Genomic DNA, 20,030 nt, shown 5'->3' on the forward strand with positions numbered 1-20,030 from the left:
CGCACCGACGTGTCGGGCGACCCGTCGGTGCGCGAGCTGCTGGCCCGGGTCCGGGAGAGCGACCTGGCCGCCTACGCGCACCAGGACGTGCCCTTCGAGCGCCTGGTCGAGATCGTCGGCCCGCGGCGTTCCATGGCCCACCACCCGCTGTTCCAGGTGATGGTGCTCTTCGACAACAACACCGAGGCGTCGCCGGAGCTGCCCGGCCTTCAGGTGTCCGCCGACGACTCCACCACGACGGTCTCGCAGTTCGACCTGTCGTTCGCCCTGTTCGAGCGCCATGACGCAGACGGCGGACCCGCGGGGATCAGCGGCGAGATCGAGTACGCCTCGGACCTGTTCGACGAGTCGACCGCCGAGGACCTGGGCAGGCGGTTCGTCCGCGTGCTCGAGACCTTGGTGTCGGCCCCGGACGAGCCCGTCGGCGCGGTCGACGTCCTGGACGCGGACGAGCGACGCCGGGTGCTGGAGGAGTGGAACGACACGACGGTGGCCGGCGCCGCCGAGGTGTCGGTGGTGGAGCGCTTCGAGGCGCAGGCGGCGCGGACGCCCGACGCGACGGCGCTCACCTTCGGTGCGTGCGTCCTGACCTACGCCGAGTTGAACGCCCGGGCGAACCGGCTGGCGCGCTTCCTGGTGGAGCGGGGGGCGGGCCCGGAGACGTACGTGGCGATCGTGCTGCCGCGGTCGGCGGAGCTGGTGGTCTCGCTGCTGGCGGTCCTGAAGTCGGGCGCGGCGTACGTGCCGGTGGACCCGGAGTTCCCCGAGGACCGCATCGCCCACGTTCTCGAGGACTCGCGTCCGGTGCTGACGCTGACCGAGGAGGTCCTGACCGGATTCGCCGCGGGCGACGCGTACGACGCCGGCGACCTGGGCGTGCCGGGCGACCCCGGCCGGGCCGCCTACGCGATCTACACCTCCGGGTCCACCGGCCGGCCCAAGGGCGTGGTGATCCCCCACGGCGCGCTGGCCAACTTCCTCGGCTCGATGCAGGACCGTTTCCGGCTCCGCGCCGACGACCGGATGATGGCGGTGACGACGGTCGGCTTCGACATCGCCGGCCTCGAACTGCATCTGCCGCTCCTGAACGGCGCGGGCCTGGTCCTCGCCGACCGTGAGACGGTCAGGGACCCGTCGGCCCTGGGCGCTCTGCTGAAGACGTCGGGCGCGACGGTGATGCAGGCGACGCCGAGCCTGTGGCAGGCGCTCGTGGAGGCCGGGGCGGACCTGTCCGGCCTGCGGGTGCTGGTCGGCGGCGAGGCGCTGCCGGCGGATCTGGCGGTGGCGCTGGCCGGGTCCGCCCGCTCGGTGACGAACCTGTACGGCCCGACCGAGACCACGATCTGGTCGACGGCCGCGGACGTGACGGCGTCGGAGCGGGTGACGATCGGGCGTCCGATCGCCAACACCCGGCTCCGCGTGCTGGACGCGGCCCTGCGCCCGGTGGCCCCGGGAGTGCCGGGCGAGCTGTACATCGCCGGTGAGGGCCTGGCCCGTGGCTATCTCGGCCGTCCGTCGCTGACGGCGGAGCGTTTCGTGGCGGACCCGTTCGGCCCCGCGGGCGCCCGGATGTACCGCACCGGCGACCTGGTGCGGTGGACGGCCCGTGGTGCCGTGGAGTACCTCGGCCGCACCGACTTCCAGGTGAAGCTGCGTGGTTTCCGCATCGAGCTGGGTGAGGTGGAGTCGGCTCTGAGCGCCGTGCCGGGTGTGGCCGGGGCGACGGCGGTGGTGCGGGAGGACCGTCCGGGTGAGCGGCGTCTGGTCGCCTACTACGTCGGTGAGGCGGATCCGGCGGACGTGCGGGCGCGGGTGGCCGCCGTGCTGCCGGACTACATGGTCCCGGCCGCGCTGGTGGTGCTGGACGGGATCCCGCTGACGCCGAACGGCAAGGTCGACCGGGCGTCGCTTCCCGCGCCGCGGCGGTCCGCCGCGGGCGGCGGCCGGCGGCCCGCGGACGCCCGCGAGGAACTCCTGTGCCGGATCTTCGCCGACGTCCTCGACCTGCCCGACGTCGGCGTCGACGACAGCTTCTTCGACCTCGGGGGCGACAGCATCATGTCGATCCGGGTGGTCAGCCGCGCCCGCGCGGGCGGCCTGCTGGTCTCGGCCCGCGACGTCTTCAGGGAGCGGACTCCCGCCCTGCTGGCCCGTGCGGCCACGGCGGTGCCGGCCACGACGGAGGACCGGGACGCCGGCACGGGCGTCTTCGCGCCCACGCCGATCATGCGGTGGCTGGAGCAGTACGAGGCCACCGACGGGTTCAACCAGTCGATGACCGTACGCGTCCCGTCAGGCCTCGACGAGCGGGCACTGGTCCGGGCCGCCCAGGCCCTGATCGACCACCACGACGTCCTGCGTCTGCGCCGTCATCCGGACGGCACGTACGAGGTGCGCGAACGCGGCGCCGTGCCGGTCTCGGTCAGGCGTGTCGGCCCGGGTGACGGCGACGCCGCGGAGGCGGCCCGCCGGGAACTGTCCCCGGCGGCCGGCGAGGTCTCCCGGTTCTGCTGGTTCGACGCCGGACCCGACGTGCCGGGCACGCTGCTGATCGTCCTGCACCACCTGGTCGTCGACGCGGTGTCGTGGCAGATCCTGCTGCCCGACCTCGCCGACGCGTACGAGGCGGCCGCGGCGGGCCGGGCTCCCGAGCTCGCCCCCGTCGTCACGTCCTACCGGACCTGGGCCGCTCACCTTCAGGCGGCGGACCGGCGGGCCGAGCTCCCGGTGTGGCAGGAGATCGCCGCGACCGAGGAGCCGCTCCTCGGCGCCCGCCGGCTGGACCCGGCGCGCGACACCGCCGCCACCGCCCGGGAGATCGAACTCACCCTGGCTCCGGACGTCACCGAGGCGCTGCTCACCAGGATCCCGGCGAGCGTCAACGGCACCGTCACCGACGCACTGCTGTGCGGGCTGGCGACGGCGGTCGTGCAGGCGCGCGGCGCCGGACCGGTCCTCGTCGGCCTCGAGGGCCACGGACGTGAACACGTCGCCGACGGGGTGGACACCTCCCGGACGGTCGGCTGGTTCACCAGCCTCCACCCCGTCAGGCTCGACCCGGCCGGCCGCACGCCCACCGACCGGCTCAAGCAGGTCAAGGAGCAGATGCGCGCCTTCCCGGACAACGGCGTCGGATACGGCATCCTGCGCCACACGCGGGGCGAGCCCGGTCTGGCCGTCGCGCCGCAGATCGGCTTCAACTACCTGGGCCGGTACACCGACGGCGACGACCCGGGCGACTGGCAGACCGTCGACGGGCCGACGCCCCCGCCGCGGTCGCCCGAGATGCCGATGACGCACGCGGTCGAGATCACCGCGGTCACCGAGAACCACGAGGGCCGTCCGCACCTCGTCGCCACGTGGACCTGGGCGTCCGGCCTGCTCGTCGAGCCCGAGGTACGGCGGCTCGCACACGCGTGGTTCGACGCGCTCACCGCCCTCGCGGACGAGCGGCCGGACGCGGTCGGGCTGACGCCCTCCGACCTGAGCGACGACCTGACACAGAGCGAGATCGACAGCCTCGAGGCTGAACTGGGGGATTGGTAATGAAGCGCTCGCGCCTCGAAGACGTACTGCCGCTGACACCGTTGCAGGCGGGATTGCTCTTCCACTCCCTCTATGACGACGAGGCCGTGGACGTCTACAACACCCAGCTCGTGCTGGCCCTGTCCGGGGAGGTGGACGGGGACCTGCTGCGCCGCAGCGCCGAAGCCGTCCTCCAGCGGCACGCCAACCTCAGGGCGGGATTCCGGCTGCGCGCGGACGGCCGGCCGATGCAGATCATCCCCCGCGACGTGAAACCCGGCTGGTCGGAGTCGACCCTTCGGCCCGAGGAACTGGACGCGTTCCTGACGGCCGAGCGGGCCACCCGCTTCGACCTCGGGCGGCCGCCCCTCATCCGGTTCGCCCTGGTCCGCCTCGGACCGCGGGAGCACCGGCTCGTGGTGACCAACCATCACATCCTGCTCGACGGCTGGTCGGCTCCCCTGCTGGTCGACGAGCTGTTCCAGGTCTACCAGGCGGGGGGCGGCACCGACGGGCTGCCCCGCGTCACCCCGTACCGGGACTACCTGGGCTGGCTCGCCCGGCAGGACGCGGACGCCGGCGCCCAGGCGTGGCGGACGGCGCTCGCCGGCCTCGACGGGCCCACCACCGTGGCCCCGGGCGCCCCCGCGGGCAAGGTGCTGCCCGAGCGGATCGCCGCCGAGCTCCCGCCCGCGACCACCGCCCGCCTGGTCCGGATGGCGGCCGACCGCGGCCTGACCGTGAACAACCTGGTGCAGGGCGCCTGGGCGATGGTGATCGGACAGCTCACCGGCCGCGACGACGTCGTCTTCGGCGCCACGGTCTCCGGTCGGCCGGCCGATCTGCCCGGCGTCGAGGCCATGATCGGCTCCTTCATCAACACGCTCCCGGTCCGCGTCGGGCTGGACCCGGCCGCCACGTTCGCCGAGGTGGTCGCCGACCTCCAGCGCCGGCAGGGCGACCTGCTCGACCACCATCACGTCAGCCTCGCCGAGATCCAGCGGGCGGCGGGTCTGGGAGAGCTCTTCGACTCGATCCTCGTCTTCGAGAACTACCCCTTCGAGGAGGCGGGGGAGAGCCCGGCGGGGAAGCTCGAGATCGCCGACATCGACGGCGGCGGCGCGACCCACTACCCGCTCGGCCTCATCACCGGCATCGCGGGAGACCGTCTCGTCGTCCGGGTCGACGTCCGTCCCGAGCAGTTCGACAGGGCGCAGGGCGTCGCCATGGCCGCCCGGTTCCTCCAGGTCCTCGAGACCGTCGCCGCCGACCCCGACGTGCTCGTCGGCCGCATCGACGTGACGCTGCCCGCCGAGCGGGAACAGGTCGTCCAGAAGTGGAACGCCACGGGTCTCGAACTGCCCGCCGCGGTCCTCCCCGAGCTGCTCGACGCCCAGGCGGCGCGCACTCCCGACCGGGTCGCCCTGGTCATGGAGGGCGAGGAGGTCTCGTACGGGGACCTGCACGCCCGGGCCAACCGGCTGGCCCGCCACCTCGTCGGCCGGGGCGCGGGTCCCGGCGGGCTCGTGGCCCTCGCCCTGCCCCGCTCGGTGGACCTCCTCGTCGGGCTGCTCGCGATCGTGAAGACGGGCGCGGCCTACCTGCCGGTCGACGTCGGCTACCCGGCCGACCGCGTCGCCCACATGCTCGCCGACGCCGCCCCGATCTGCGTGCTGGACAGCGCGTACCTGGCCGCCACGGATCTGGCGGGATACGGGGACGCCCCGCTCGCCGACGCCGACCGGCTGCGCCCGCCGCACCCGTCCGACCCGGCGTACGTCATGTACACCTCCGGATCGACGGGCCGCCCCAAGGGCGTCGTCATCCCGCACGCGGCGGTCGTGAACCGGCTCGACGGCATGCAGCGCGCCTACCCCCTCGAGGCCGACGACCGGGTGCTCCAGAAGACCGCCACCAGCTTCGACGTCTCGGTCTGGGAGTTCTTCTGGCCGCTGGTGCAGGGCGCCACGACGGTGATGGCCAAGCCGGACGGGCACCGCGACCCCGAGTACCTCGCCGAGCTGATCCGGGCCGAACGCGTCACGACCGTCCACTTCATCCCCGCCATGCTGTCGGCCTTCGTGCAGACTCCGCAGGCAGCCGGCTGCACCGGTCTGCGCCGCGTGTTCTGCGGCGGCGAGGCCCTCCCCGCGGACCTGCACCGCGCCTTCCGCGACCTGCTCGGCGTCCCGCTGCACCATCTGTACGGCCCCACCGAGGCGACCGTCGACGTCACGGCGTGGGACGCCGGCCGGCCGATCGGCCCCGGCAACGCCCCGATCGGCTTCCCCGTGTGGAACACCCGCGTCCACGTTCTCGACCGGGCGCTGCGCCCGGTTCCGCCCGGCGTGGTGGGAGAGCTCTACCTGGCGGGCGTCCAGCTCGCGCACGGCTACCTGAACCGACCCGCCCTCAGCGCGGAGCGGTTCGTGGCCGACCCGTTCGGCCCGGCCGGATCGCGGATGTACCGCTCCGGCGACCTGGGGCGGTGGAATCCCGACGGCTCCCTCCAGTTCGCCGGCCGCGCCGACCGGCAGGTCAAGGTGCGCGGCGTCCGGATCGAACTCGACGAGATCCGGGCCACGGCGGCCGAACTGCCCGAGGTGGGCCAGGCCGTCGTCACCGTGTCCGACGAGCGTCTCGCCGCGTACGTCGTCCCCGCCGGGGACCACTCGAGCGACGACGACCTGGTCCGCACGGTCCGCGAGCACCTCGCCGCGAGACTGCCCGAGGCGCTCGTGCCCGGCGCGATCGTCGTCCTCGACGCCCTGCCGCTGACCCCCAGCGGCAAGCTCGACCACGACGCGCTGCCCGCCCCCGAGTCGGGGGCCGCCCCCGCGGCGCCCCAGCAGGAGATCCTCTGCAACCTGTTCGCCGAGGTGCTCGGCGTACGGCACACCGGTGTCGACGACGACTTCTTCGCGCTCGGCGGGCACTCGCTGCTCGCCACCCGGCTGGTCAGCCGCATCCGCTCCACGTTCGCCGTCGAGCTGCCCATCCGCGCGCTGTTCGAGGCGCCGACCCCGGCCGGGATAGCCGCCCGCCTCGACACGGCGGCCGCCGTCCGCCCGCCGATCGTCGCGGGCGCGCGGCCGGAGCACCCGCCGCTGTCGTACTCGCAGCGACGCCTGTGGTTCCTGTACCGGCTGGAGGGACCCGCCGCCACCTACAACCTGCCGATCGCGCTGCGCCTGACGGGCCGGTTGGACCGGTCCGCGCTGCGGGCGGCCCTGACCGACGTGGTCGAACGGCACGAGGCCCTGCGGACGGTCTTCCCCGACTTCGCGGGCACGCCCTACCAGCAGGTCCTGCCCGCCGAGGTCGCCCTGCCCGTGGAGCGCTTCTCCCCGGAGGCGCTCGACGCGGCGGTCGGGCACGCCTTCCGCCTCGAACGCGAAGTCCCGCTGCGGGTCACGCTCTTCGAGTCCGGCGCCGAGGAGCACACCCTGCTTCTGCTCCTGCACCACATCGCCGGCGACGGCTGGTCCGCGGCCCCCCTCGCGAACGACCTCGCCACCGCCTACGCGGCCCGCCTCGCCGGTGAGAGCCCCGGCTGGCCGGCGCTGCGCGTGCAGTACGCGGACTTCGCCCTGTGGCAGCGCGAACTCCTCGCCGGCGAGGAGGACCCCGACAGCCTCATGGCCCGTCAGCTCGCCTACTGGCGCACGGAGCTGGCCGGCGCTCCCGAACTGCTCGCCCTGCCCACCGACCATCCACGCCCCGCGGTCGCCGGCAACGGCGGCGGTGTCGTGGAGCTGACCGTGCCCGCCGCCGCCCACGCGTCGCTCGTGGCACTGGCCAGGGCCCACCAGGCGAGCCTGTTCATGGTGGTCCAGGCGGGCATCGCGACCCTGCTGACCCGCATGGGAGCGGGCACCGACATCACCCTCGGCACGGCGATCGCCGGCCGCACGGACGAGGCGCTGGACGACCTCGTCGGGTTCTTCGTCAACACCCTGGTGCTGCGCACCGACGTTTCCGGCGACCCGTCCTTCGCCGAGCTGCTGCGCCGCGTCCGCACCGCCGACCTGGCCGCCTACTCCCATCAGGACGTGCCGTTCGAGCGGCTGGTCGAGGTGCTCAACCCGGCCAGGTCGCTCGCCCACCACCCGTTGTTCCAGGTGATGCTGACCTTCGCCAACACCGCCGGCGGAGACTTCGACATGGCCGGTCTCGACGTGGTCCGCGAGCAGGTCGGCGCGGACACCGCCAAGCTCGACCTCTCCTTCTTCCTCGCCGAGGAGCACACCGAGGACGGCCGTCCGGACGGTCTGCACGGCGCGATCCAGTACGCGACCGACCTGTTCGAGGCCGAGACCGTGCGGGCGATGGCCGACCGCCTGGTCCGGCTGCTCACCGCGGCCGCGGCCGAGCCCGGCCTCCCGGTCGGCGACCTGCCGATCCTGTCGCGGCAGGAACGCGACAGCGTGCTGGTCGGGTGGAACGGCCCGGAGCACGAGGTGCCCCGGACGACCGTGCCGGAGCTGTTCGCCGCGCAGGCGGCCCGGACCCCCGAGGCCGTCGCCGTGGTGTGCGGGGACGACCGCGTCACCTACGCCGAACTGGCCGACCGCGTCGATCGCCTCGCCCGGCTCCTGGTCGCACGGGGCGCCCGCCCGGAGACCTTCGTGGCCATCGCCCTGCCGAAGTCCGTCGACCTGGTGGTGGCGGTGCTCGCCGTCTTCCGGGCCGGGGCGGCCTACCTGCCGCTGGACCCGGAGCACCCGGCCGACCGGCTCGCCTTCGTGCTCGACGACGTCGATCCGGTGCTGGTGCTGACCACCACGTCGACCGCGCTTCCCGGCACGCGCCCGCGCCTCCACCTGGACGCGGACCCGGCCCCGGCCCCGTCCCCGGACGCGGACGGCGACGCCGGGCGGACGGGACCGCTGCCGGGGTTCGCACCGGACGGCGCCGCCGCGTACGTGATCTTCACCTCCGGTTCCACCGGCAGGCCGAAGGGCGTCGTGGTCGAGCACCGCTCGCTGAACTCGTACCTGGCGTGGGCCCGCCACGCCTACGACTCCGTCGAGCGCGGGGCGCTCGTGCACTCGCCGATCTCCTTCGACCTCACCGTCACCGGGGTCTTCGCGCCCCTGACCGCGGGCGGCGCCGTGGACCTCGTCGACCTGAACGGCGACGCCCCGGGCACGCGCCCCGCCTTCGTCAAGGCCACCCCGAGCCACCTCTCGCTGCTGCTGAACCTGCCGGACGCGTTCTCCCCGACCGAACAACTCGTCCTCGGCGGCGAGTCGTTGATGGGCGAGCTGCTCGACGAGTGGCGCCGCCGGCACCCCGGCGTGACCGTGGTCAACGAGTACGGGCCCACCGAGACGACCGTGGGATGCACCGAATTCCGCATCGCCCCCGGCGACGCCGTCCCCGGCGGGGTCATCACCATCGGCCGGCCGGTCTGGAACACCCGGATGTACGTGCTCGACGAGAGGCTGCGACCGCTGCCCGCCGGAGTGACGGGCGAGCTCTACATCGCGGGCGACCTGGTCACCCGCGGCTACCTCGGCCGGCCCGGCCTCACGGCGGCCCGGTTCGTCGCCGACCCGTACGGCCCCGCGGGGTCGCGGATGTACCGCTCGGGCGATCTCGGCCGGTGGAACCGGCACGGCGCACTGGAGTTCGTCGCCCGCGTCGACCACCAGGTGAAGCTGCGCGGCTTCCGCATCGAGCTGGGCGAGGTCGAGTCCGCCGTCGGCGGGCATCCGGACGTGTCGCACGCCGCCGTCGTGCTGCGCGAGGACAGGCCGGGCGACAAGCGCCTCGTCGCGTACGTGACGCCCGCCGGGCTCGACCTGGCGGCCGTGCGGGCGCACGCCGGCGAGCAGCTGCCCGAGTACATGGCGCCGTCCGCCTACGTGGCGCTGGACCGCCTCCCCTTCACCGCCAACGGAAAGCTGGACCGGGACGCGCTGCCCGAGCCCGAAGCGACGCTCACGTCGGCCCAGGGCCCCCGCGACGCCCGCGAGGAAGCCCTCTGCACGATCTTCGCCGAGAGCCTGGGCGTGCCCTCCGTCGGCGTCGACGACGTCTTCTTCGACCTCGGCGGGCACTCGCTGCTGGCCGCCCGGGTCGTCGCCCGCGTCCGGGACGAGCTCGGCGTCGACGTCGGCATCCGCACCCTGTTCGAGGCGCCCACCGTCGCCGCGTTCGCCGCGCGGATCGCCGCGTCGGGGCCGGGCGCCGCGCAAACCCGCCCCGCACTCGCCCCGCGCCCGCGGCCCGAGCGGGTTCCGCTGTCGGCCGCCCAGCGCCGGCTGTGGTTCCTGTACCGCTTCGAGGGCCCGTCGCCCACCTACAACATCCCGCTGGCGCTGCGGCTCACCGGCGAAGTCGACCGGGCCGCGCTGCGGGCCGCCCTGTCCGACGTGGTGGGACGGCACGAGAGCCTGCGCACCGTCTTCGGCGACGAGTCGGGCACGCCGTACCAGCGGATCGTGACCGCGGAACCGGTGCTGGAGGAGACGACCGGCGACGACCTCGCGGCCGCCGCCGGGTACGCCTTCGCACTCGACCGTGAAATCCCCGTCCGCTGCCGGCTGTTCTCCCGGAGCGGCGACGAACACGTCCTGCTCGTGCTCGTCCACCACATCGTCAGCGACGGCTGGTCGACGGGACCGCTGCTGCGCGACCTGGCCACCGCCTACGAGGCCCGCCGCGCCGGGCGCGCCCCGCGGTGGACCCCGCTTCCCGTGCAGTACGCCGACTACGCCGTCTGGCAGCAGGAGGTCCTCGGGGACGAGGGCGACCCGGACAGCGTGCTGGCACGCCAGACCGCGTTCTGGCGCGACACCCTCGCGGGCGCGCCCGACCTGCTGGACCTGCCCCTCGACCGGCCCCGGCCCGCGGTGCTCGGTCACCGTGGCGGCTCCGTGCCGCTGACGATCGGCCCCGGCCTGTACCGCGCCGTCGTGGACCTGGCCCGCCGCCGGCACGCCAGCGTCTTCATGGTGGTGCAGGCCGCCCTCGCCGCCCTGCTCGCCCGGTACGGCGCCGGCACGGACATCCCGCTCGGCTGCGCGGTCGCCGGACGCGACGAGGAGGCGGCCCGCGAGCTGGTCGGCTTCTTCGTCAACACCGTCGTGCTGCGCACCGACGTCTCCGGCGACCCCAGCCTGCACGAACTCCTCGACCGGGTGCGGGAGACCGACCTCGCCGCGTTCGCCCACCAGGACGTGCCGTTCGAGCGGCTCGTCGAAGCGCTCGCCCCGGCCCGCTCGCGGGCCCATCACCCCCTGTTCCAGGTGATGCTCTCCCTGGAGAACCTCGACGTCGCGGAGCCGGAGCTGCCGGGCCTGGTGGTCCGCGGGGAACCGGTCGACACGGAGACCGCCAAGGTGGACCTGGCGTTCCTCCTGGAGGAGGACGAGTCCGGGCTGAACGGGATCGTGCGGTACGCCGTCGACCTGTTCGACCCGGACACCGCCCGCGGCCTGGCCGACTCCCTGGTGCGGCTGCTCGCCGCCGCCGTCGCCGAGCCGGACGAGCCCCTGGCCCGGCTGGACGTCCTCGGTCCGGAGCTGGGCCGGCGGGTCCTGGAGGAGTGGAACGACACCGCCCGCGACGTCCCCGCGCTCACCTGGCCCGAACTCTTCGCACGCCAGGCGGCCCGCACCCCGGACCACCCGGCCGTGCAGGACGGCGCCGGGACGCTCGGCTACGCCGAGCTGGACCTGCGCGCCAACCGGCTCGCGCACCTGCTGCGCGAGAAGGGCGCGGGACCGGGGGAGATCGTGGCGCTGCGGCTGCCGCGTTCGGCCGACCTGGTCGTCGCCGTGCTGGCGACGCTGAAGGCCGGAGCGGCGTACCTGCCGGTCGACCCGGGCTACCCGGCCGAGCGGATCGCGTTCATGCTGGACGACGCCCGGCCGGTGTGCGAGCTCTCGCCCGCCTCCTTCCCGGTCCCGGAGGGGCTCCCCGGTACCGAACCGGTCGTCGCCCGGCGCCTCGACGACGCCGCGTACGTCATCCACACCTCCGGATCGACGGGCCGCCCCAAGGGCGTCGTGGTGTCGCACCGCGGCATCGCGGGCCTGGTCGCCAACCAGTCCGAGCGCTACGAAGCCGGGCCGGGCAACCGCGTCGCACAGCTGATCTCCCCGAGCTTCGACGCGAGCGTCTCCGAGCTGTGCCTCGCCCTGCTCACCGGCTCCTGCCTGGTGATCCCCCCGGGCCCGCTGGCCGGGGACGAACTCGCCGCGTTCCTCGCCGACCGGCGCATCACGCAGGCGCACCTCACCCCGGCCGTGCTGTCCGGCCTGCCGCGGATCGAGCTGCCCGCCCTGCGGGTGATCGTCACCGGCGGCGACGTGCCCGCGGCGGACGTCGTCGCGCACTGGTCCCGGGGCCGCCGGCTCGTCAACGCGTACGGGCCGACCGAGGCCACCGTGGACGTCGCGTCCTGGGTGTACGACGCTCCCGGCCGGCAGCCGGTCCCGATCGGCCGGCCCATCGCCAACGCCGGTGTGTACGTGCTCGACCGGTACCTGAGGCCCGTCCCGCCGGGCGTGACGGGGGAGCTGTACACGACCGGTCCCGGCCTGGCCCGCGGATACCTCGGTCGCCCCGCCCTGACCGCCGAGAGGTTCGTCGCGAACCCGTTCGCGCCCGGCGGGCGGATGTACCGCACCGGCGACCTCGTCCGATGGGACCGCGACGGCCGGCTCGTGTTCGCCGGCCGGGCCGACACGCAGGTGAAGCTCCGCGGCCTGCGGATCGAGCTGGGGGAGATCGAGTCCGCGCTCGCCGAGCAGCCCGGGGTCACCCACGCGGCCGCGGCCGTCCACGCCGACCGGCTCGTCGGCTACGCCGTCCCGGCCCCCGGAGCACGGCTGGACCCGGGCGAACTGCGCAGCCGGCTCGCCGCGGTGCTGCCGGCCCACATGGTGCCCGGTGTGGTCGTGGTGCTGGAAGGCCTGCCGCTGAGTCCCAGCAACAAGCTCGACCGCACGGCCCTGCCCGTGCCGGAGGCGAGCGCGGCGACGACCGGGCGCGATCCGCGCAGCCTGCGCGAGGAACTGCTCTGCGGCCTCTTCGCACAGGCCCTCGAACTGCCCCGGGTCGGCGTCGACGCGAACTTCTTCGAGCTCGGCGGCCACTCGCTGCTCGCGATGCGGCTCGCCACCCGCATCGGCACCGCGCTCGACGTCGTGGCGGACGTCCGGACGCTCTTCGAGGCGCCCACCCCGGCCCTGCTCGCCGCGCGGCTCGACACCGCCGACGACACCGGCCCGCTGGCGGTGCTGCGCCGTGGCGGCGACCGCCCCTCCCTGTTCTGCGCCCCGCCGGCGCTCGGCCTGAGCTGGTGCTACGCGGGACTCCTGCGCGGACTGCCCGAGGACGTGGGTCTGTACGGCCTCCAGGCGCACGGACTCGACGGCCCGGGACCGCTGCCGGACTCGCTGGCCGCGTGGGCGCTCGACGCCGTCGAACGCATACGCGCCGTGCAGCCGCAGGGCCCGTACCACCTGCTGGGGTACTCGACCGGTGGCAACATCGCGCACGCCATCGCCACCGCCCTCCAGGAGCAGGGCGAACAGGTGGCTCTGCTGGCCGTCATGGACTCCCTGCCGGGCGACCCGGCCCAGGAGGGCCCGGTGGAGCGACAGCGGCTGCTCACCGCCGCCGACGTGCTCGCCGTCCTGAGCGACGACGCGGGCGGCGACCCCGACGACCGGGGCGACGAGGCGCAACAGCGGGCCCGGGGACGGAGCCTGGTCGGTGAGGTCCTCGGCGGCGCGGCCGACGAGCGGCTCTTCGACGTCATGATCAACACGATCATGGTGGTCACGGCCCACCGGCCCGCCGCGTACAAGGGCGACGTCGCCCTGTTCACCTCGGGCGGCGAGGAGCGGGCCGCGAAGCTGGCCTCCGCCTGGGCTCCCTACGTGGACGGGGAGCTGAAGGCGACCCCGTTCCCGTGCCGGCACGACGACCTGCTGGATCCGGCCCTGCTGCGCGACGTGGCCGCACGTATCGCCGGGTCCTTCGCATGCGACCCGGAAATGACCGTAATAGAGGACCGATAAGGCGGCTCAATACCGTGCTGCGTATTCCTGTTGTCCCGCATATTTCGAGGCGGCTCGGTCATGTCTGACAGGCTCATAGCAGAAACTCCGCTCGTCCGCCGTGCCCGGCGGTCGAACCGGAGGGTCCGTCTGTTCTGCCTTCCGCACGCGGGAGCGGGGGCGAGCGCCTTCGCCGCGTGGCCGGGCCTTTTCCCCCCGGAAGTGGAAATCGTGGCCGTGCAACTGCCCGGCCGCGAGGACCGCGTGGGCGAACCGCATCCCGCGTCCGTCGACGTCGCGGTCCGCATGGTCGCCGTGGCGCTGCGGCCCTATCTCCAGGGCCCGTACGCCTTCTTCGGCCACAGCGGCGGAGCGCTGCTGGCGTTCGAACTGGCCAGGGCGCTGCGCAAGCGCGGCACCCAGCCCGGACACCTGTTCCTGTCCGGGCAGCCCGCCCCGGGGCACGACGTCGCCGCACCGGAGCTGCACCGGCTGTCCGACGACGACTTCACGGCCGCCCTGCGGAGCCTGGACGGCACGTCGGACGGGGTGTTCGGCGACCCCGAGCTGATGAAGCTGCTGCTGCCGACGCTGCGGGCCGACTTCACCCTCTGGGAGAACCACCGGCACCGGCCCGACCAGCCGCTCTCCGTGCCGATCACCGCACTCGGCGGGGACACCGACCCGCGCGCCCCCGTCAGCGGCCTGGGGGCGTGGCAGGAGCAGACCACCGGGGCGTTCTCCGTCGAGGTCTTCCCCGGCGGCCACTTCTACCTCCACGAGTGCGCGGCGGAACTCGCCGCGATCCTGGGCGGCACGCTGCTGGGCCGCGCACCCGCGCACGCCGGACAGGGGGGACGGAACCGATGACCGCGCCTCGACCCGACGCCGTGGCCCTGCTGAGGGCGGCGGCCGAATCCGTCACCGGGGTGGAGGAGGCCGCGCCCCTGCTGCGCAGGGAGGCCCGGCTCGACCGGGCCCGCCCGGCGGCGCCCCGCACCGCCGACGCGCCGCCCGCGGCGGCGGGGCCGCCGGCCGTCGCGTACGGCGGCGACCTGCCGGCCGACCCCGGCTTCCCCACCACGCTTCAGGAGGCGCTCCGGCTGGCCGCCGAACTCGCCCCGGACCGCGGCATCACCTACCTGACGGGCGGCGGCGAACACGTCCAGAGCTACTCCCGGCTGCTCGCCGACGCACAGCGGCTGCTCACCGGCCTGCGCTCCACCGGCATCGCCCCCGGCGAGTCCGTGCTCTTCCAGTTCGGCGACAACCGCGCCTTCGTCACCGCGTTCTGGGCGTGCGTCCTGGGCGGATTCCTGCCCACCCCGGTCGGCGCCGCACCCGGCTACGACCGTGAGAACGCCGTCACGACCAAGCTCCGCAACGCCTGGGAGCTGCTGGACCGGCCGCTCGTCCTCACCGACGCCTCCCTCGCCCCGGCGGTGGCCAGGCTGCCCGCCCTGTGGGACGTCGACGACCTGCGGGTGGCCGTCGTCGAGGAACTGTCCGACGGCCCGCAGAGCACCGACTGGTTCCCGGCGACGCCGGACAGCCCGGTCGTGCACCTGCTCACCTCCGGCAGTACCGGGGTGCCGAAGGTGGTCCGGCACGCCAGCCGCAGCATCCTGGCCCGCACCCGGGCCGTCGCGGCGGTGAACGGATTCGACGGCGACGAGGTCGCGCTGAACTGGATGCCGCTCGACCACGTCGGCGGCATCGTCATGTGGAGCGTCCGGGACGTGGTGCTGCGCTGCCGGCACGTCAACGCGACCATCGACGCCTTCCTCGCCGACCCGCTGCGCTGGCTCGACTGGATCGACCGGTACGGCGTCACCAACACCTGGGCCCCCAACTTCGCCTTCGCGCTCGTCAACGAACGTGCCGCCGCGATGACCGGCCGGTCCTGGGACCTGTCGACGCTGAGGCACCTCCTCAACGGCGGAGAGGCCGTCGTCAGCCGCACCGCGGACCGGTTCGTCGAGCTGCTCACGGCGCACGGCATGCCGGCCGACGCGATGCGCCCGTCGTGGGGGATGTCGGAGACCAGCTCGGGCGTGACGCACTCGACGCTGCGCGCCGGTCATCCTGACGAGGGCCGGCTGCGCGTGGACAAGAGCTCGCTCGGCGGGGCGCTGCGCTGGTCGACCGAACCCGACGCCGTCACGTTCACGGAGGTCGGCCCGCCGATCCCGGGCGTGCGGCTGCGCATCGTCGACGCGAACGACGCCGTGCTGCCCGAGGACCACGTGGGGCGGCTCCAGATCACGGGACCGACGATCATGGAGGGCTACTTCCGCAACGCGGAGGCGAACGCCGAGGCGTTCACGGCCGACGGCTGGTTCAGCACGGGCGACCTCGCGTTCCTGCACGAGGGCCGGCTCACCATCACCGGCCGGGACAAGGACCTCATCATCGTCCAGGGCGCCAACATCCTGAGCTACGACGTGGAGTCCATCGCGGAGCAGGTGGAGGGCACCGAGGTCACGTACGTCGCCGCCTGCGGCTGGTCCGGCGCGGGCGACAGCACCGACAAACTGGTGATCTTCTTCGTCCCGGCCCGCGGCGACCGGACCGCGGTCCACGACACCGTCGCCGCGATCAGGGCGCGGGTGGCCGAGGCCCTGGGACTGCGGCCCGACCTGGTGATCCCGGTCGAGCGGGACGACTTCCCCAAGACCGGCAGCGGCAAGATCCAGCGAGCCCAGCTCGTCGCGGACCTCGACGCGGGCAAGTACGCCCAATGGTGCGACGAGCCGGACAGCCCCTGGTACTTCGAGCGGACCTGGACCGACCTTCCCGCCGAACGCGGCGCGCTGCCGCCCGGCCCGTGGCTGGTCTCCGAGGCCCTCCGGGCGGAGCTCGCCGCCGTGCCCGGCGTCCCCGAACTCGTCGTCCACCCGGGCGCCGGCGCCCGCCCGGCCGGACCCGTCGGCGCCGTCGTCCACCTGGCCCAGGGCCCCGACGCCGAGAGCGTCGTCCTCGACGTGCTGCGACTGGTCCAGGACCTGTCCGCCCGCGATCCCGCGCCCCCGCTCCTGGTGGTCACGGAGGGCGGGCTGTGGACGGGGGCGGGCGACACCCTCGACCTCGCCGCCGCGGGCCTGCCCGGCCTCCTGCGGACCATCGCGGCGGAACGGGCGCCGGCGTCCGTCCGGCAACTCGACCTGCGCGGCGCCGGCGACCGGGCCGCCGCGATCGTCACGGAACTCGCCTGTCACGACGGCGCCGACCTCGTGGCCCACCGCGGCTCCCGACGGCTGGCGCCCAGGCTGCGGCCGCTGGCGCTGGACGAACCGGGCAGGGAGGCGTTCGTCACCGGCGGCCGCTACCTCCTCACCGGTGGTCTCGGCGGTGTCGCCCATCCGGTCGCGGAATACCTCCTGGCCGCCCACGGCGCGAAGCTGCTGCTGGTCGGACGGAGCCCGGTCGACCGGGGCGAGCGTGCCGAGCGCCTCGAGGACCTGGCGGTCCTGGGCGACGTGGCCTACCGGGCGCTCGACGTGGCCGATCCGGTCGCGCTGCGGGCCGCGGTGCGCGAGGCGGAGGCACGGTGGGGAGCGCCGCTCGACGGGGTGCTGCACCTGGCGGGCGCCGACGTCTCCGGCCAGTGGGCGCGACTGGAACGGCACCAGGTCGCCCACGAGTCCCCGCAGGCCTTCCGCGACGCCTACCGCGCGAAGGTGACCGGCACCCTGGTGCTCGCCGAACTGCTGGAGGACCGCCCCCGCACGCCCCTCGTGCTCTTCTCGTCGGTCAACGGCGAGTTCGGCGGCAGCTCCTTCGCGGCGTACTCGTCGGCCAACAGCTTCCTGCACGGGTTCGCCGACCACTGGGGCCGCGAGCGCGGCCGGCCGGTGCACTGTCTGGCGTGGAGCACCTGGGGCGGCCTGGGCATGAACCGGGGCGCGCCCGAGGGCGCCGCCGAGGCCCGCGGCTTCCGCACCCTCGACCCCGACGAGGGCCTCGCCTCCCTGCTCACCGTCCTCGGACAGGACCGGGCCACCGTGCTGATCGGCCTCGACGGCCGCAACGAGCACATCGCGCGCGCCCTCGCCCCGGACAGCCTGCACATCGCGGAGGCCATCGTCGTGTACACCGGGCCGGCCTCCGAGGCCGACGTCCGGGCCGCCGTGGCGCCGGTGGCGAGGGAGCTCGACCATCCGCTGCGCTGTCTGCGCCTCGAAAGGCTGCCGGCCGACCGGGACCGGCTGCTCGCCGTCGCGGTCGCGGCGCTGGAACGGGGCGGACGGCCGTTCGTGCCGCCGGCCACCGAGCTGGAACGGGACCTGGCCGCCCTCTGGAGCGACGTCCTCGGCAGCGCCGTGGGCCGCGACGACCGCTTCTTCGACCTCGGCGGCAGTTCGCTGCGCGCCGCCCAGCTCGTGAACCGCATCAACAGCGCGCTGACGGCCCGGCTGTCGGTGCACCACCTCTACGAACACCCCACCGTCGGCTCACTCGCCGCGGTGCTTTCCCCGCAATTGCAAGGAGAACGAGGATGACCAATCCGTTCGAGGACCCGGAGGGCACCTATGTGGTGCTCGTCAACGACGAGGGACAGCACTCCCTCTGGCCGACGTTCGTCGACGTGCCCGCCGGCTGGCTGACCGCCCACCCGGCCGACACCCGTGACGCCTGCCTCGCCTACATCGAGGACCACTGGACCGACATGCGTCCGCGCAGCCTCGCCACCGCGATGGACGCGCAGTAGATCCATGACTCTTGCCATCGAGGTCGAGGGCCTGGTGAAGCGCTTCGGCGCCCACCGGGCCCTCGACGGACTCGACCTCGCGGTGCCGGCCGGGCAGATCCTGGGCCTCCTCGGCCCGAACGGGGCGGGGAAGACCACGACGGTGCGCGTCCTGGCCACCCTGCTGCGACCCGACGCCGGACGGGCCCGGATCTTCGGGTACGACGTGGCGAAGGAACCCCACCAGGTCCGCCGCTGCATCGCGCTGACCGGGCAGTTCGCCTCGGTCGACGACAGCATCACCGGCAGGGAGAACCTGTATCTCATCGCCCGCCTCCTGGGCATGTCCGCGCGGCGGGCCCGGTCGCAGGCGAACGGGATGCTGGAGCGTTTCCGGCTCGCCGAAGCGGGCGGCAAGCCCGCGCGCCAGTACTCCGGCGGAATGCGCCGGCGTCTCGACCTCGCCGCATCGCTCATGGGCGAGCCCAGGCTGATCTACCTCGACGAGCCGACCACCGGTCTGGACCCGCACAGCCGTAACGAGCTGTGGGCCACGGTGCGAGAACGCGCCCGGGCCGGCGCGACCCTTCTGCTCACCACCCAGTACATGGAGGAGGCCGAGGCGCTCGCCGACTCGGTGGTCGTCGTGGACAAGGGACGCGTGATCGCCGCCGACACGGCCGCCGGGCTCCGGGCCCGGGTGGGCGGCCGGACGCTCGAGATACGGCCCGCGCACCCCCGGGACCTGGCGGCCCTCGCGGGAAGCCTGGCCCTGGAAGGGCTGGACGGCCGGATCGACCAGGAGGCCTGCCTGGTGCGGCTGCCGCTCGTGGAACCGGACGAACTGACCCGCGCGGTGCGGGCCGTCACCGCCTCGACGGTGGAGGTGGCGGCCGTGGACACCCGGGTCGCCAGCCTCGACGAGGCCTTCATCGAACTGACCAGGAGCACCGCGTGACCCCGACCACCGACATCGCGCCGACCGTCGGGACGCCCGCCCTCGCCGGCTCCGCCCGGAACGGGCCGCGGGACGTCGCCAGGCAGTCGCTCGCCCTCGCCAGGCGCAACATGCTCCAGTTGCGCGGCGACCCCGGACAGCTCCTCGACTCCGTGGTCATGCCGATGATCTTCACCCTGATCTTCCTGTACGTCTTCGGCGGCGCCATCTGGGGGGACCGCCCCGGCGACTACCGGCAGTTCCTGCTGCCCGGCATCATGGTGCAGACGCTGATGTTCGCGTCCCGTTCGACCGGCTACCTGCTGGCCGTCGACTTCGACAACGGGGTGATGGACCGGTTCCGGTCCCTGCCCATCGCGCGCTCGGCCGTCCTGACCGGCCGGATCGTGGCGGACATGAGCCGGCTCCTGCTCGGCCAGGTCGTCATGCTCCTGTTCGCGCTCGCCATCGGCTTCCGGGTGGAGACCAACGTCCTGTTCGCGGCGGCCGCGGTGCTCCTCACCCTGCTGTACGGCACCGCGCTGGCCTGGGTGTCGGCCTTCATCGGCCTGACGATCCGCAGCCCCAACACCGTGCAGTCGGTGGGCTTCCTCTGGATGATCCCGCTCCAGTTCGGCAGTTCCATGCTGGTGCCGACCAGCACGATGCCGGCCTGGCTCCAGGTCTTCACCGAGGCCAACCCCACGACGCTGGTGACGGACGCATGCCGCAACCTGCTCGCCGGGGGGCCCGTCGCCCGTCCCGTCCTCGGCACCGTCCTGTGGAGCGTGGGCCTCATGTGCTTTGCGGTCCCCCTGGCGATATCCCGCTATCGACGTCGCTGAAAGGTGATCGATAA

The 20,030-nt window shown here is 74.0% G+C and carries 7 protein-coding genes; all 7 read left to right on the top strand.

Annotation, left to right across the window (positions count from 1 at the left end):
- A partial coding sequence (locus KMS84_RS04670; protein ID WP_256914737.1) for a non-ribosomal peptide synthetase occupies nucleotides 1-3,546 on the top strand: 3,546 nt, incomplete at its 5' end.
- Nucleotides 3,546-13,565 carry a non-ribosomal peptide synthetase gene (locus KMS84_RS04675; RefSeq protein ID WP_256914738.1) on the top strand — a complete coding sequence of 3,340 codons (10,020 nt, stop codon included), beginning with the start codon at nucleotides 3,546-3,548 and terminating at the stop codon, nucleotides 13,563-13,565. The genes KMS84_RS04670 and KMS84_RS04675, both read left to right, overlap by 1 nt.
- 60 nt (nucleotides 13,566-13,625) lie before the next feature.
- A complete protein-coding gene (locus KMS84_RS04680) occupies nucleotides 13,626-14,414 on the top strand; it encodes a thioesterase II family protein (RefSeq protein ID WP_256914739.1) in 789 nt (262 codons plus the stop codon).
- Nucleotides 14,411-18,046, top strand: coding sequence for a non-ribosomal peptide synthetase (locus tag KMS84_RS04685; RefSeq protein ID WP_256914740.1), 3,636 nt, complete (start codon nucleotides 14,411-14,413; stop codon nucleotides 18,044-18,046). The genes KMS84_RS04680 and KMS84_RS04685 overlap by 4 nt, the downstream gene beginning before the upstream one ends.
- Nucleotides 18,043-18,255 (top strand): MbtH family protein, encoded by a 213-nt coding sequence (locus KMS84_RS04690; protein WP_256914741.1) that lies wholly within the window; start codon nucleotides 18,043-18,045, stop codon nucleotides 18,253-18,255. The genes KMS84_RS04685 and KMS84_RS04690 overlap by 4 nt, the downstream gene beginning before the upstream one ends.
- A gap of 4 nt (nucleotides 18,256-18,259) precedes the next feature.
- Nucleotides 18,260-19,192: an ATP-binding cassette domain-containing protein gene (locus tag KMS84_RS04695; RefSeq protein ID WP_256914742.1), complete on the top strand. Its 933-nt coding sequence runs from the start codon at nucleotides 18,260-18,262 to the stop codon at nucleotides 19,190-19,192.
- Nucleotides 19,189-20,016 carry an ABC transporter permease gene (locus tag KMS84_RS04700; RefSeq protein WP_256914743.1) on the top strand — a complete coding sequence of 276 codons (828 nt, stop codon included), beginning with the start codon at nucleotides 19,189-19,191 and terminating at the stop codon, nucleotides 20,014-20,016. The genes KMS84_RS04695 and KMS84_RS04700 overlap by 4 nt, the downstream gene beginning before the upstream one ends.
- The last annotated feature ends 14 nt before the right edge of the window (nucleotides 20,017-20,030 follow it).

The organism is Streptomyces hilarionis, from assembly GCF_024539675.1.
GTDB lineage: Bacteria > Actinomycetota > Actinomycetes > Streptomycetales > Streptomycetaceae > Streptomyces > Streptomyces hilarionis.